The organism is Nonomuraea sp. NPDC049695 (assembly GCF_040674955.1).
Lineage (GTDB): Bacteria > Actinomycetota > Actinomycetes > Streptosporangiales > Streptosporangiaceae > Nonomuraea > Nonomuraea helvata.
The window spans coordinates 24519-37461 of the sequence record NZ_JBFANV010000063.1 but is presented as its reverse complement, the minus strand read 5'-3'; the positions used below and the strand labels follow the sequence as shown (position 1 = coordinate 37461).

The 12943-nt window shown below is 71.7% G+C and carries 15 protein-coding genes; 3 read left to right on the top strand and 12 right to left on the bottom strand.

Features of this window, described 5'->3' with window-relative positions; all coding sequences use genetic code 11:
- Window positions 1-7: 7 nt before the first annotated feature.
- The 3 genes from AB0J64_RS39045 to AB0J64_RS39035 form a co-directional block, all read right to left on the bottom strand.
- Window positions 8-754, bottom strand: coding sequence for a lysophospholipid acyltransferase family protein (locus AB0J64_RS39045; RefSeq protein WP_364039057.1), 747 nt, complete (start codon window positions 752-754; stop codon window positions 8-10).
- A gap of 18 nt (window positions 755-772) precedes the next feature.
- Complete coding sequence (locus AB0J64_RS39040; RefSeq protein WP_364039054.1) at window positions 773-937, bottom strand: hypothetical protein; 165 nt, start codon at window positions 935-937, stop codon at window positions 773-775.
- Window positions 938-1079: 142 nt separating this feature from the next.
- Complete coding sequence (locus AB0J64_RS39035) at window positions 1080-1496, bottom strand: hypothetical protein (protein ID WP_364039051.1); 417 nt, start codon at window positions 1494-1496, stop codon at window positions 1080-1082.
- 58 nt (window positions 1497-1554) lie between these two features.
- On the opposite strand from AB0J64_RS39035, the gene dhaK reads away from it, so the two are divergent.
- The 3 genes from dhaK to AB0J64_RS39020 are packed head-to-tail and all read left to right on the top strand — an operon-like array spanning window position 1555 to window position 3546.
- Complete coding sequence (gene dhaK / locus AB0J64_RS39030) at window positions 1555-2535, top strand: dihydroxyacetone kinase subunit DhaK (RefSeq protein ID WP_364039048.1); 981 nt, start codon at window positions 1555-1557, stop codon at window positions 2533-2535.
- On the top strand, window positions 2535-3152 hold the full coding sequence (gene dhaL / locus AB0J64_RS39025; protein WP_364039045.1) for a dihydroxyacetone kinase subunit DhaL: 618 nt from the start codon (window positions 2535-2537) through the stop codon (window positions 3150-3152). The genes dhaK and dhaL overlap by 1 nt, the downstream gene beginning before the upstream one ends.
- A gap of 19 nt (window positions 3153-3171) precedes the next feature.
- Window positions 3172-3546 carry a phosphoenolpyruvate--protein phosphotransferase gene (locus AB0J64_RS39020; RefSeq protein ID WP_364039042.1) on the top strand — a complete coding sequence of 125 codons (375 nt, stop codon included), beginning with the start codon at window positions 3172-3174 and terminating at the stop codon, window positions 3544-3546.
- Between the two features lie 21 nt (window positions 3547-3567).
- On the opposite strand, the gene AB0J64_RS39015 is transcribed toward AB0J64_RS39020, so the two are convergent.
- From AB0J64_RS39015 to AB0J64_RS38975, 9 genes are all read right to left on the bottom strand, one after another.
- The gene (locus AB0J64_RS39015; protein WP_364039039.1) at window positions 3568-5250 is read right to left on the bottom strand and encodes a thiamine pyrophosphate-binding protein; all 1683 of its coding nucleotides are present in this window, start codon (window positions 5248-5250) and stop codon (window positions 3568-3570) included.
- The gene (locus tag AB0J64_RS39010) at window positions 5247-6020 is read right to left on the bottom strand and encodes a cyclase family protein (protein ID WP_364039036.1); all 774 of its coding nucleotides are present in this window, start codon (window positions 6018-6020) and stop codon (window positions 5247-5249) included. Before AB0J64_RS39010 ends, AB0J64_RS39015 begins: the two co-directional genes overlap by 4 nt.
- Window positions 6021-6063: 43 nt before the next feature.
- Window positions 6064-6876 carry a carbohydrate ABC transporter permease gene (locus AB0J64_RS39005; RefSeq protein WP_364039033.1) on the bottom strand — a complete coding sequence of 271 codons (813 nt, stop codon included), beginning with the start codon at window positions 6874-6876 and terminating at the stop codon, window positions 6064-6066.
- Window positions 6873-7772: a sugar ABC transporter permease gene (locus AB0J64_RS39000; protein WP_364039030.1), complete on the bottom strand. Its 900-nt coding sequence runs from the start codon at window positions 7770-7772 to the stop codon at window positions 6873-6875. The genes AB0J64_RS39005 and AB0J64_RS39000 overlap by 4 nt, the downstream gene beginning before the upstream one ends.
- A complete protein-coding gene (locus AB0J64_RS38995) occupies window positions 7769-9034 on the bottom strand; it encodes an ABC transporter substrate-binding protein (protein ID WP_364039027.1) in 1266 nt (421 codons plus the stop codon). The genes AB0J64_RS39000 and AB0J64_RS38995 overlap by 4 nt, the downstream gene beginning before the upstream one ends.
- Complete coding sequence (locus AB0J64_RS38990) at window positions 9031-10320, bottom strand: alpha-glucosidase/alpha-galactosidase (protein ID WP_364039024.1); 1290 nt, start codon at window positions 10318-10320, stop codon at window positions 9031-9033. Before AB0J64_RS38990 ends, AB0J64_RS38995 begins: the two co-directional genes overlap by 4 nt.
- Complete coding sequence (locus tag AB0J64_RS38985; RefSeq protein WP_364039021.1) at window positions 10317-11231, bottom strand: carbohydrate kinase family protein; 915 nt, start codon at window positions 11229-11231, stop codon at window positions 10317-10319. The genes AB0J64_RS38990 and AB0J64_RS38985 overlap by 4 nt, the downstream gene beginning before the upstream one ends.
- The gene (locus tag AB0J64_RS38980) at window positions 11221-12090 is read right to left on the bottom strand and encodes an endo alpha-1,4 polygalactosaminidase (RefSeq protein ID WP_364039018.1); all 870 of its coding nucleotides are present in this window, start codon (window positions 12088-12090) and stop codon (window positions 11221-11223) included. Before AB0J64_RS38980 ends, AB0J64_RS38985 begins: the two co-directional genes overlap by 11 nt.
- A 210-nt stretch (window positions 12091-12300) precedes the next feature.
- Complete coding sequence (locus AB0J64_RS38975; protein ID WP_364039015.1) at window positions 12301-12924, bottom strand: hypothetical protein; 624 nt, start codon at window positions 12922-12924, stop codon at window positions 12301-12303.
- Window positions 12925-12943 lie beyond the last annotated feature (19 nt).

Genomic DNA, 12943 nt, shown 5'->3' with positions numbered 1-12943 from the left:
CGGCGGGTCACTCCTTCTTGGCGCGGGCCTCCGCCTCCGCCGCGTCCATGGCCGCCGCCTCCTCCGGTGTCGGGGCCGTGCCGCCCAGGTGGGCGGGCTGCCACCAGACGCCCGGCGGGATCTCCGGGTACGTGCGCTGCGCCCGGTCCACCAGCCCCGACAGCCGCGTGTGCAGGTCGGCCGCGTGGTCGTTGACGTTCTCGCCGCGCTTGGGGTGCATGGGCTCCCCCACCAGGATGGTGAGCGGGATGTGCCGTTGTGTGAGCTTGCGCGGCCGGCCCTTGGTCCAGAGGCGCTGGCTGCCCCAGAGCGCGACCGGGATGACGGGCGTGCCCGTGGCTTGGGCCATGCGGATGGCGCCGCTCTTGATCTCCTTGACGGTGAAGGACCGGCTGATGGTGGCCTCCGCGAAGACGCCCACGACCTCCCCGGCCTTGAGCATGCGCAGGGCCGTGGCGTACGAGCCCGCACCCGCCCCGCGGTCGACGGGGATGTGGTGCATGCCGCGCATCAGCGGCCCCGAGATCCGGTGGTCGAACACGTCCTGCTTGGCCATGAACCGCACCAGCCGGCGAGAGGGCAGGGCGGCGAACCCGGCGAAGATGAAGTCGAGGTAGCTGATGTGGTTGCTGACCAGCACCGCTCCCCCGGTCCTCGGCACGTGTTCCGTACCCTCCATGTGGAAGCGGACGTCGAGCACGCGAAACAGGGTCCGCGCGGCGGCGATCACCGGCGGGTACACGATCTCAGCCATGACAGGAAGGTAGCCTACTCAGGCAGGTGTCACGGCCGTCAGGAGCCTGATCATCCTCCGGACGTTGCCGTGCGAGGTGCGCCGGATGCCGTCCTGGTCGATCTCGTACGAAGGGGAGACGGTTCTCGTCAGCTCCTCCAGCACCACCCTCGCCTCGAGCCGGGCCAGCGGGCCTCCGCCCACTCCCTGACGGCCCCGCCGAAGGCGGCGGCGCGCTGGCCGGGGTTGCGCCACGCCCAGTACCAGGCCGCGCTGAGCAGGTGGGTGGTGGTCTCCGAGCCCGCCCCGATCAGCAGGAACAGGAACGCTACGATCCCCTCGACGCTCAGCCCGCCGTCGGCGACGAGCGCCGAGACGAGGTCGTCGCGCGGGGGGCCCGGCGGTCGGCGACGATCGAGGCGTAGTAGTCGCCGAGGGACAGAATGGTCCTGAGTCCCTCCTCCGCCAGCTTCCCGTCCGGGTCGTAGTGGACCAGCGCGTCGGACCTGCGGCGTACGTCGGCCCGGTCGGACCGCGGCACGCCCAGAAGCTCGGAGATCACGTCGAGGGGCAGCCTGGCCGCGAAGTCACGGGCGAAGTCGAACGTCCCGCGCTCGAGACCCTCCGCGATGTAGCCGCGGGCGATCTGCCGGATCATGGGCTCGAGCGCGGCCACCCGGCGCGGGGTGAAGGCCCGCGAGACGATGGCCCGCATGCGGGTGTGCTCCGGCGGGTCCATGGCCACGAACGACAGGTACGACATCCACCCCGACCACGCTACGACGCTTGCGCCCTCGTGAAAATGGGCAGATCTTCTCACCATGAAGAAGCTCATCAACACGGCCGACTCCGTCGTTGACGACGCACTGAACGGCATGGCCGCGGCCCATCCCTCGCTGCGGGTGCGCGACCGGGTGGTCTACCGGGCCGAGGGCCCCCGGGCCGGGAAGGTCGGCCTGGTCTCGGGCGGGGGCTCGGGGCACGAACCGCTGCACGCCGGTTTCGTCGGGTACGGCATGCTCGACGCCGCCTGCCCGGGTGAGATCTTCACCTCGCCGGTCCCCGACCAGATCATCGACGCGACCAGGGCGGTCGACGGCGGTGCGGGGGTCCTGCACATCGTCAAGAACTACACCGGCGACGTGCTGAACTTCGAGATGGCCGCCGAGCTCGTCGAGGACGTCGAGGTGGCGAGCGTGCTGGTCGACGACGACGTGGCCGTGCAGGACTCCCTCTACACGGCGGGCCGCCGCGGCACCGGGGCGACGGTGTTCGTGGAGAAGATGGCGGGCGCGCTGGCCGAGCAGGGCGCGCCGCTGGCCCAGGTCGCGCTGGTGGCGGGCGAGGTCGACGAGCGCAGCAGGTCGTTCGGCATCGCGCTGACCTCGTGCACGACGCCGCACGCGGGCAAGCCGACGTTCGACCTGCCGGAGACGGACGTGGAGCTGGGCATCGGCATCCACGGCGAGCCGGGCCGGGCCCGGGTGCCGATGGTGTCGGCGCGCGAGCTGGCCGGGATCGCCATGGAGGCGATCCACGGCGACCTGCCGCTCCGCGGCGACCTGCTGGTCATGGTGAACGGCATGGGCTCAACCCCCCTCATGGAGCTGTACGTGGTCTTCGCGGAGGTGGCGGCGTTCGTCAAGGGGAAGGGGGCCCGGGTGTCGCGCTCGCTGGTGGGCAACTACGTGACGAGTCTGGACATGCAAGGCTTCTCCGTGTCGATCTGCCTGCTCGACGACACGCTGACCCGCCTGTGGGACGCGCCGGTCGAGACGCCGGGGCTGCGCTGGGGGCGCTGATGAACGCCGACGTGTTCGTGGCCTGGTTCGAGGAGGCGGCCAGGCTGGTCCGCAGGGACCGCGACCGGCTCACCCGGCTGGACGCGGCGATCGGCGACGCCGACCACGGCACCAACCTCGACCGCGGCCTCACCGAGGTCCGCGCCGCGCTGGCCGGGTCGCCGCCCGAGACTCCCGCGCAGGTGCTGGCCCTGGCGGGCGCGACGCTGATCCGCCGCGTCGGGGGCGCTTCCGGTCCGCTGTACGGGTCGGTGTTCCGGCAGATGGGCAAGTCGCTGGAGTCGCCGGTGACGCTGGCCGGGTTCGCGGCGGCCTTCGAGTCCGGGGTGGTGGCGCTCGAACGGCTGGGCAAGGCCGCGCTGGGCGACAAGACCATGGTGGACGCGCTGGTTCCGGCCTCGCGGGCGCTCGCCCTGGCCGTACGCGACGGGGTGGGGGTACGGGAGGCGTTCGAGCAGGCGGCCAAGGCGGCCGAGGAGGGCGCGAAGGCCACGATCCCGATGCAGGCGCGCAAGGGTCGGGCCAGCTACCTGGGCGAGCGCAGCATCGGGCACGAGGATCCCGGGGCGGCGTCGGCGGCCCTGTTCATGGCGGCCCTGGCCGCCGTGGTCACGTGATGGCGGCTGGAGGCGGGTGATGGTGGGCTTGGTGCTCGTCGCGCACAGTGCCGGGCTGGCGGCCGAGGCGGCGGCGCTGGCTCGCGGCATCGCCGGCGCGGACACGCCGGTGGCGGCCGCCGGCGGCACCGAGGACGGCGGGCTGGGCACGAGCGTGGACCTCATCGAAGCGGCGCTGCGCAGCGTCGACCAGGGGGACGGCGTGGTGCTGATCCCCGACCTGGGCAGCTCGGTGCTGACCGCCCGCCTGCTGGAGGAGGAGGGACGGGTGGTGGTGGCGGACGTGCCGTTCGTGGAGGGGGCCATCGCGGCGGCGGTGGCGGCGGGCGCGGGCGTGCCGCTCTCCGACGTGCTGGAGGCGGCCGAGGAGGCCCGCGCCTACCGCAAGCTCTGACCTCTGGAATGGCGGCTGAGGTCAGTGGCCCTTGAAGGCCTCCTCGAGCCACCAGGAGCCGTGCTCCCCCGTGACCTTGGCGTGCACCATGAGCGGCCGGTCGCGCGGCCCGTTCAGCCATTCGGCCACGCCCGCCAGGTCGGACGGCTCGGTGACCGTCACGGCGGCGAGGCCGTGGCCCCGTGCGATGGCGGCGAGGTCGGCGGGCGGGAACGTGACCGTGCCGAGCGGGTGCCCGTGCGGCCCGAAATGGTGGACTTCCGCCCCGTACGCCTCGTCGTCGTAGACCACGATCACCATCGGGAGGCCGAGCCTGACGACGGTCTCCAGCTCCGCGATGCCCATGAGGGCGCCGCCGTCGCCGAGCGCGGCCACCGGCAGCCGGTCCGGCCGGGCCAGCGCGGCGCCGATCGCCGTCGCCAGCCCCAGCCCGATCGACTGGAACGCCTGGGTGAAGCAGAACCCACCTTCATCCGGGACATCCATCAACATCGACGGATATCCCATGAAATTTCCGGAATCGACGGCGATGATGCGCTCCCGCGGCAGGAGGTCGTCCAGCCCGATGGTGAGTGTCCTGGGGTCGATCCGCCCGCCGCCGCTCTCGTCCTCGTACGGCACGTCCCGCCAGCGCCCCTCGGCCCGGACGCGCCGCGCGATCTCGTCCGACCGGTACCCCTGGCGCGGGGTGAGACGGGCGGCCAGCGCCTCGGCGACGGCGGCCACGTCGCCCTCCACGCCCAGGTCGGCAGGCACATGGGCGTTGAAGGCCGCCGGGTCGAGATCCACCTTGACCACCTTGGCGCCGGGCCGGATCAGCGTGCCGTGGCGGGTGGTCCACATGTTCAGGGCGCATCCCCAGGCGACGACCAGGTCGGCGTCGCGGATCAGCTCGGCGGCGAGGGGCGTCGCGAAGCCGCCGCTCACGTCGAGATCCCACGGGCTGCCGCGGAACAGGCCCTTCGCGACCGCCGAGGTGGCCAGCAGCGCGCCCGCGCGGCCGGCGAGCTCCTCCAGCTCCCGCCGCGCGTGCCGGGCGCCGCGCCCGGCGATGAACACCGGCCGCCGGGCCTCGCCGAGCAGCCGCGCCAGCTCCGCCGGCCCGCCCGCCCACACCGGCCCACCGCCCGACGCCGGGGCGCCTCCGGGCGAGGGCACGGTGCCGGCCGCTCCAGGAGGAGGCGACGGGACGGCGGCAGACCCGGGCTCCACGGGGCCGTCGAAGGGGGCGGCCTGGACGTCGAGCGGGAGGTTCAGCAGGACCGTACGCCGCTCCTCCACAGCCACCCGGTACGCCTCCGCCGCCCGCGACACCGCCTCCCCCGGCGAGGTGACCCGCATCGGCACCGCCCCCACCGCCGTGGCCAGCGCCGCCTGGTCGATGTGGAAGTTGGACTGCACCTCCGTGGCCTCTCCGGCGAGCACGATCAGCGGCGTGCGGCTCTTGGCGGCCTCGGTGAGCCCGGTCAAGGCGTTCGTGAGCCCCGGCCCCTGGTGCACCGACACGACGCCGACCCGGCCGCTCATGCGCGCGTACGCGTCGGCCATCGTGGCGGCCCCGCCCTCGTGGCGGGCGGCGACAAAGCGCACGCCGCCGGCCACGAGGGCGTTGGTGACGTGGAAGTTGCCGCTGCCGACCACCCCGAAGGCGGTCTCGACGCCGCAGGCGGCCAGGGCCCGGCCCACGGCCTCCGCGACGATCAACGCTCGACCAGGGCCAGCACGCGTACGGGGCTGCCGGAGCCGCCCACGATGGGCAGCGGCGGAGCGATCACGACGGCGCCGGTCACGGGGAGCAGGTCGAGGTTGCGCAGCTGGGTGAGGCCGTACTTGTCCGCCCCCAGCAGGTAGGAGTGGCACGGGAAGGGAGGGTCGAAGGAGTGGGCGGCGCCCGCGTCGGTGCCGACGGTCTCGACGCCGATGCCGGCGATGGGCGTGGCGGAGGCCAGCCACGAGGCGCACTCCGCGGAGATGCCGGGCGTGTGGGGGCCGGTGGCGTCGGCGTTCAGGAAGGCGGCCTGGTCGCCGGACCGGGCGTCCCAGCCGGTCCGGTAGAGCAGCCAGCCGCCGTCGGGCAGCGGCCCGTTGGCGCGTTCCCACTCCTTGACGTGGTCGATCTGGAGGAGGAAGTCGGGGTCCTTGGCCGCCTCGGCGGCGAAGTCGAGCACGACGGCGGGCGCGATGAGGCTGCGCGCGGGGACCTGGGAGACGTCCTGGCCGTCGCGGCCGGTGACCCAGTGGATGGGGGCGTCGAAGTGGGTGCCGGTGTGCTCATTGGTGTGGATGTCGTTCCAGTACCAGGCGGGGCCGCGGTCGTCGTACCGGCTGATCTCCTCCAGCCGGAACGGGCTCGCGTTGGCGAACGGCTCGGGCAACTGGAGGACCGGTGTCTCGGACGAGAGGGGCGCGGTGAGGTCGATCACCTCAATCGCTCCGCTGCGCACGCTGTCCACGAACCTCTGCAACACCGACATGGCGTCCTCCTTGGTGGGCTGTGCGCATACTCCTCTCCGGCGCTCAGCCCTTCAACCCGCTGAAGCTCATCGTGGCCACGAAATGACGCTGCGCCAGCACGAACGCGGCCACCAGCGGCAGCACGGCGACCACGTTCCCGGCCATCAGCGCCGACCACTCGGTGTGCCGGGCGCCGGCGAACGTGGCGAGCCCGAGCTGGAGGGTGTAGCGCGACTCGGAGGAGATCGCGATGAGCGGCCAGATGAGGTCGTTCCAGGCGCCGAGCAGCGTGAAGACCACGAGCGTGGCCAGCGCGGGCCGGGCCAGCGGGAGCACCACCCGGAAGAACACCCCCAGCCGGGAGCAGCCGTCGATGACGGCGGCCTCCTCCAGCTCCTTGGGCAGCGACAGGAAGAACTGCCGCATGAGGAACACCCCGAACGCCGACGCCAGCCACGGCACGATGGCCGCGCCCAGCGTGTCGATCAACTCCATGTTCTTGAACAGCAGGAACGTCGGGATCATCAGCACCTGGGCCGGCACCATGATGGTCGCCATGACGGCGGCGAAGGCGAGCCCGCGGCCGCGGAACTCGATCCGGGCGAAGCCGTAGCCGGCCAGGGAGCAGAGCACCACGTGCCCGAGCACCGCCGATCCGGCCACGACGACCGTGTTGGCCAGCCAGAGCGGGTACTCGTCATCGGTGAGGATGCGCTCGAACCCGGCCAGCGTGAAGTGCTCGGGCCAGAGCTTGGGCGGGTAGGTGTTGATGTCGGCGTCCGGCATGAACGCGGTCAGCACCATCCACACCAGCGGCGCCACGAACAGCAGCGCGAGCGGCATCAGGAAGAGATGGGCGAGGCTGCGGCGCTTCATCGCGCACCCCTCCACAGGACGGCGCCCGACACGGCGAGCGTCACGAGGAACAGGACGTAGGCGATGGCCGTGCCGTAGCCGGAGTGGAAGAGCTGGAACGCCTGCCGGTAGAGGTAGAACACGATCGTCGTCGTGGAGTCGAGCGGCTGGCCCTTCGTGGTGGTGTAGACGAGGTCGAACAGCTGCAGCGCGGTGATCGTCTGCCAGATCACCAGGAAGACCGTGGCGGGCCGCAGCTGCGGCAGCACGACGTGGCGCAGGACATGCCGCCCGGAACCGCCGTCCACCCTGGCCGCCTCGATCAGCTCGCGCGGGATGTCCTGCAGGGCGGCCAGGTAGACCACGGCGGGCATGCCCACGCCGCCCCAGAGCGAGATCACGACCAGCGTGAGCATCGCCTGGCCGGGGTCCTGGAGGAACGCCATCGGGGCCAGCCCGAGCGCCTTCAGCCCGGCGTTGACGATGCCGAAGTCCGGGTCGAAGACGAAGTTCGCGAGGATGCCCGTGGCCGCGGCCGAGACGACGTACGGGACGAAGAAGCACGTGCGGTAGAACCCGATGAGGCGGATCTTGAGGTTCAGCGCCAGCGCGAGAGCGAGGCCGAGCACCACCGAGCCGGGCACGAACAGCACGGTGTAGACCAGCGTGTGCCCGGCCGCGGCGGCCAGCTCGGCGTCGCCCAGCATGTCGCGGTAGTTCTGGAGCCCGACGTACTCGCCGCCGGTGAGCAGGTCGCCGTCGCGCAGCGAGAGCAGCAGCGCCCACACCGCGGGGAACAGGCTGAGCCCGACGATCACCAGCGTCGCGGGGAGCACGAATCCCCATCCGGTCAGCTGGGGCGCCCACCGGCGGCGCCGCGCCTGATGCGTGCCTCCCCAGGCCGCGAGCGCGGTCATCGCGAGCGCCCCAGCACCGTGTCGGCCTCGGTGGCCGCCTTGGCGAGGGCATCCCGCGCGGGCGTGCCGCCGACCATGGCCTGGGCGATCGCGTTGCCCACCTTCTCGGAGAACTCCGGGTACGCGGGCAGCTGCGGCCTGGCCTGCTTGGCGTTGTCGAGGTTCGCGGTGAAGACGTCGATGTCGGGGAAGTCCTTGACGAACTTCCGGTACGCCGGCAGCGCGGTCGTGGCCTTGCGGATGGGCAGGTTGCCCAGGCCGAGCGACCACCGGGCGTCCTGCTCAGGCCGGGTGAGCCAGGCGAGGAAGTCGGCGGCGGCCTTGGCCCGGCGCGAGCCGTTGTCGAACACGACCCAGTTGTCGGGACCCGCGATGGTCTCGTGGTTGCCGTTGTAGCCGGGCAGCACCTGCACCCCGTACGGGATCTTGTGGCCGATGATGTCCAGCAGCGTATACGGCCCCGCGACGATCATCCCGATCTTGCCGCTCTGGAAGAGCGGCACGAACTTCTCCCCGTTCTGATCGAGATATACGGACTTGTCCTGGCGGGCCATGGCGCTCCACAGGTCGAGCGCCTGCACCGCCTGCGGCGTGTCGAACGCCGACTTCTTGCCGTCCGGCGCCGCGATCGAGCCGCCCTGCTGCCAGATCATCGGCCAGAACCGCCACACGGTGTCCTCGGCGCCGGTCACGGGGTACGCGGTGCCGTACACGCCGCCGCCGGTCAGCTTCTTCGCCGCGACGCGGAAGTCGTCCCAGGTCCAGTCCTTGGTGGGGTACGCCAGCCCGGCCGCGTCGAACAGCTTCTTGTTGTAGATGACGGCCAGGTTGTCGACCAGGGCCGGGACGCCGATGACCTTGCCGTTCACCTCGGACACGGCCCGCTCCGCCGGCCAAAAGTCGTCCCAGCCGAATCCGGGGGCCTTCACGGTGGCGGTCAGGTCGTACACCTTGGGGGTGCGCGCCAGGTGCGGCATCCACGTGCCGTACATGTACGCGATGTCGGGCGCCTTGCCGCCGGCCAGGACCGCCTGGACCTTCTGCAGCATCTCGTCCACGTTCGTGGAGCCGACGGCAGGCGTGATCTTCACGTCCGGGTGGGCCTTGCCGTACTCGGCGGCCAGCTCCTCGATGACCTTGGCCTGCAGCTCCGTCTGGCCGTGCCACCAGGTGATCTCTACCGGGCCGCCGGCCTCCTCGGACGAGGAGCCGCAGCCCGTCAGCAGCCCGGCGACCAGGACGAGCGCCGCCACGCCCTTCATGACCCACTCCTGAGGGACTCCGGCATGAGGTCGCCGTGGGCCTCGATGAGCGCGTCGCACAGCGAGTCGATCTGCTCGACGGTGAGCGTGGCGGCCGTGTTCGGGTCCGCCATCATGGCGTGCCGGACGTGCTCGGGCCGCCCTTCGGTGACGGCGCGTACGGTCAGCTCGTTGACGTTGACGTACGCGCGGTTGAGTGCCGCGCACTGCGCGGGCAGGTCGCCGACGGCGACCGGGTGGACGCCGAGCGCGTCGGCCACGCACGGCACCTCCACCACGCATCCGCCGGGCAGGTTTCCGACCAGGCCCCTGTTCTGGACGTTCCCGTAGACGACCCGGCTCGTGCCGGTGGCGATGCTGTGGATGATCTGCGGGGCGTACTCCATGGTCCCCTCCGCGCTGATCGGCCGGCCCGCTCGCAGCGCGTCGCGGGTGGCCTCGTACTGGCGCACGTTCTCCTCGCTGATGCCGAGGTACGCGCCCACGGGGATCCGCAGGCGCTCGACCTCGGCCTCGTCGTGCAGGTACCAGGGCACGTACTCGGCCGAGTGCTCGCTGGTCTCGGTCGGGTAGTAGCCGAGCCTGCGGTACATGTCCACGCGGACCCGGCGTAACAGGCCGGGATCGCGGGCGATGGCCTCGTCCAGCCGCGGGTACAGGTCCTCTCCCCCGCTCTCGAACCGCAGCATCCACGACTGGTGGTTGACGCCCGCCGCCAGGTACGACACCTCCTCGTACGGCACCCCGACGAGCTCCGCCAGGTCGTGGGCGGTCCAGTAGATGGAGTGGCAGAGCCCCACCACGTTGCGCACGGGGGTGGCGGCGGCCAGGTACCACACGTTCATGGCCATCGGGTTGGTGTAGTTGAGCAGCCACGCGTCCGGGCACACCTCGGCCATGGCCCGCCCGATCCTGTCCAGCGCCGGGAAGGTGCGCAGGGCCCGGAAGATGCCGCCCACGCCGATGGTGTCGGCGATGGTCTGGCGCAGCCCGTACCGTGCGGGCAGCTCGAAGTCGACGCGGGTGGCGTCGATCATGCCGACCTGGATCATGTTGATCGCGAAGTCGGCCCCTTCGAGCGCCTGCCGCAGGTCGAGGTGCGCGGAGATCTTGACGGCCCGCCCGGCGGCGATGAGGCGCGCGGCGGCCTCCGCGGTCTCCAGCCGCTCGGGGTGGATGTCGTGCAGCGCCACCTCGAACTCCCCCATATCGGGGAGGGCCACCAGGTCCGCGAGCAGACCCTGGGTGAACTCGACGCTTCCCGCGCCGAGAAAGACGATCTTCACAGCTCCTCCCAGGTGGGCTGGGCCGCGGTGCCACCGGCGGCTCGGGTCGAAAGGGAACCGCAGGTCACGGCCGCCTCCAGGCATTTGCGCAGGCTCATCCCGCGCAGCATGGCGGCGATGAACCCGGCGTCGAAGCTGTCACCGGCGCCGACGGTGTCCACCGGCTCGACGGGCACGGCGGCGACCCGGGCCAGCTCGCCCGACCGCCACACCAGCGCGCCGTCGCCGCCGTCCTTGACGGCCACGGCGGGTCCCAGCGCGCCCAGCCGCGCCGCGGCGGCCTCGAGGCTCTCCTGACCGGCGCCGAACAACCGGCCGGCGACGGCCCGGGCCTCGGAGGCGTTCGGGAGGAAGACATCCACCTCGGGCAGCACGTCCTCGAGCCCGTTCCACGTTCCGGCGGGATCGTCGTTGGTGTCCAGCGAGGTGGTCGCGCCGCCCCGCCGCTCCTCCGCCAGGAAGCCCGGTAACCCGGACGCAAGCCCCGGTTGCAGGAAATATGACGACACGTGGACATGCCTGGCGACGCCGCGCGGCACGTCGTCCACCGTCAGGTACGGCAGGCAGCCCGGCGCGGTGAGGATGGCCCGGTCCGCCCCGTCGGCCAGCACCACGGTCATGGCCGTGGACCGGGAGTCGATCACGCAGTGCGAGACGTCCACGCCTCGCTCTGCCAGGGCGCCGAGCACGAAGCGCCCGGCCGCGTCGTCGCCCACGCGCCCGGCGAACGCGGTCCGCAGGCCCAGCCGGGCCGCCCCGCACGCGGTGATCGCGCCGGACCCGCCGAGCACCAGGTCGCCGCCGGAGACGAGCTGTTCACGCTGGCCGTACGCCAACCCGCGCGGCGCTCCGGAGAGCACCACGTCGGGGTTGGCGTCACCGACGACCAGCAGATCGAAGTCACGCGCCACGACAGGCCACGCGGTAGGCGTCGAGCTCGTACTTCTTCTTCAGCGAGTTGAAGTTCTGGGCGTTGGACTTGGCGCAGAACTTCGAGGTGGGCAGGTTGTACTCGACGTTGAACACGGCCTTGCCCGCCTTGACGAACTGGTCGTAGCCGTAGTCGCCGTTCTGGGCGGTGGTGCACTCGGTCTGCTCCCAGCACTCCTCGTTCAGCGCCCAGTCGAAGTACGGCAGCAGCTGCGGGATCTGCTCCACGTCGTTCTTGAGCCCGACCGACATGCCCCGCCTGTGGGCCTCGTTGGCGAACCAGCTGTTGTAGGCGAGCTGGTCGGCCGCCTTGAGCGGGAAGCCGCTGTCGTTGCTGTAGCCGTCGACGTTGTCGGGCTCCACGGCGTCGAACCCGGCCGCCTTGCACATGTCGAGCCGGGCCTTCATGATCTCGCCGAGCTTGCCGGTGTACGCGCGGATGTCGAGCCAGCGCTCGCCCGGCCAGTCCTCCAGCGGCTTGCCGAGCACCCCTGCGGGGAACTGGCCGGCGTCCGGGCGCCAGTCCTCGTACGTGCCCGCGCTGATGTAGCAGACGACACCGCGGCCCGGTTTGTCGGCCTTGAGCGACTTGACGATCGCGCCGTCCTTGGCGGCGAAGCCATCGATGTCGTACATCTGCACGTTCGGGTACGGCTTCTGCGGCAGGGACGAGAGCTGCCACTGCCAGGACGTGTTCAGGGCGGGCTTCCAGCAGTCGGCGCAGGCCGCAGGAGCGGGCAGGGCGGCGGTGGCGGCGAGCTGGGCGACGGCGGACTGGGCGGGGACGAGCACGGTGGCGGCGGCGAGCGCGGCCAGGGAGACGAGAGCGGATGGTCGCATGTCACTCCTCGCGAACGGTCATGGTTCGGGATTAGTGGCGATGCGCGCTGTTCCGCACTCTCCGCACCGCGTCCGTGCCAGGGACGCCGGAGTGGCGTGGTCCATAACCGCAGGACTCACGCCAGCACGCCGGAGCGTGTCTCCTTCCTCGTTTGCCGCACAGAATTGCGCATTCCTGCTCTCTTGTCCAGAGTTTGGCGCACAAAAGCGTCAGGCTTTGATCCACTCCGCGCATCCGCCGGACACGAACGCCTTGTCCGTGGCCTCGATGGTGACGCTGGCCGGCCCCTTCGGCATGCCGGTCGCGGCGATGTCGCCGGTCGCGCTGCGCAGCCTGGCCCAGTAGCACATGGCGCCCCCAGCGAGCGGGCCGGTCGTGCGGTAGGTGCCCGGCTGGATGTCCTTGCCCACGATGAGCGTGCGCACAGAGGCGGGGTTGACGGCCGGGTTGACGGCAGGGCCGCTGCTGGTCCCGGCGCTGGGCGCGCCCGTCTGCCCCGGCTGAGGCTGACCGGGCTGACTCGGGCCGGGTTGCGTCTGCCCCGGCTGTGGCTGGTCGGGCAGGGTCTGGCCGGGCAGGGTCTGGTCGGTCTGGGACGGCGACGACCCGGTGGAGGACGTGGCCTCGGGGTCCACGGGCGGGCTGTCCTCGACGGTGACCGTGACGCGGGCGTCGGGCTCCTCGGACGAGGACGACGTCTCAGAAGACGCGCCGAACCCCACGAACACCCCCAGCAGGAACCCGAGCAGCGCGGCGAGCCCGGCGACCAGCACGATGATCGGCGGACTGCTCGTCGCGCGCGGATATTCAGGAGGAGGAGGCCCGTACATCACGGACCAAGCGTGCCATCCC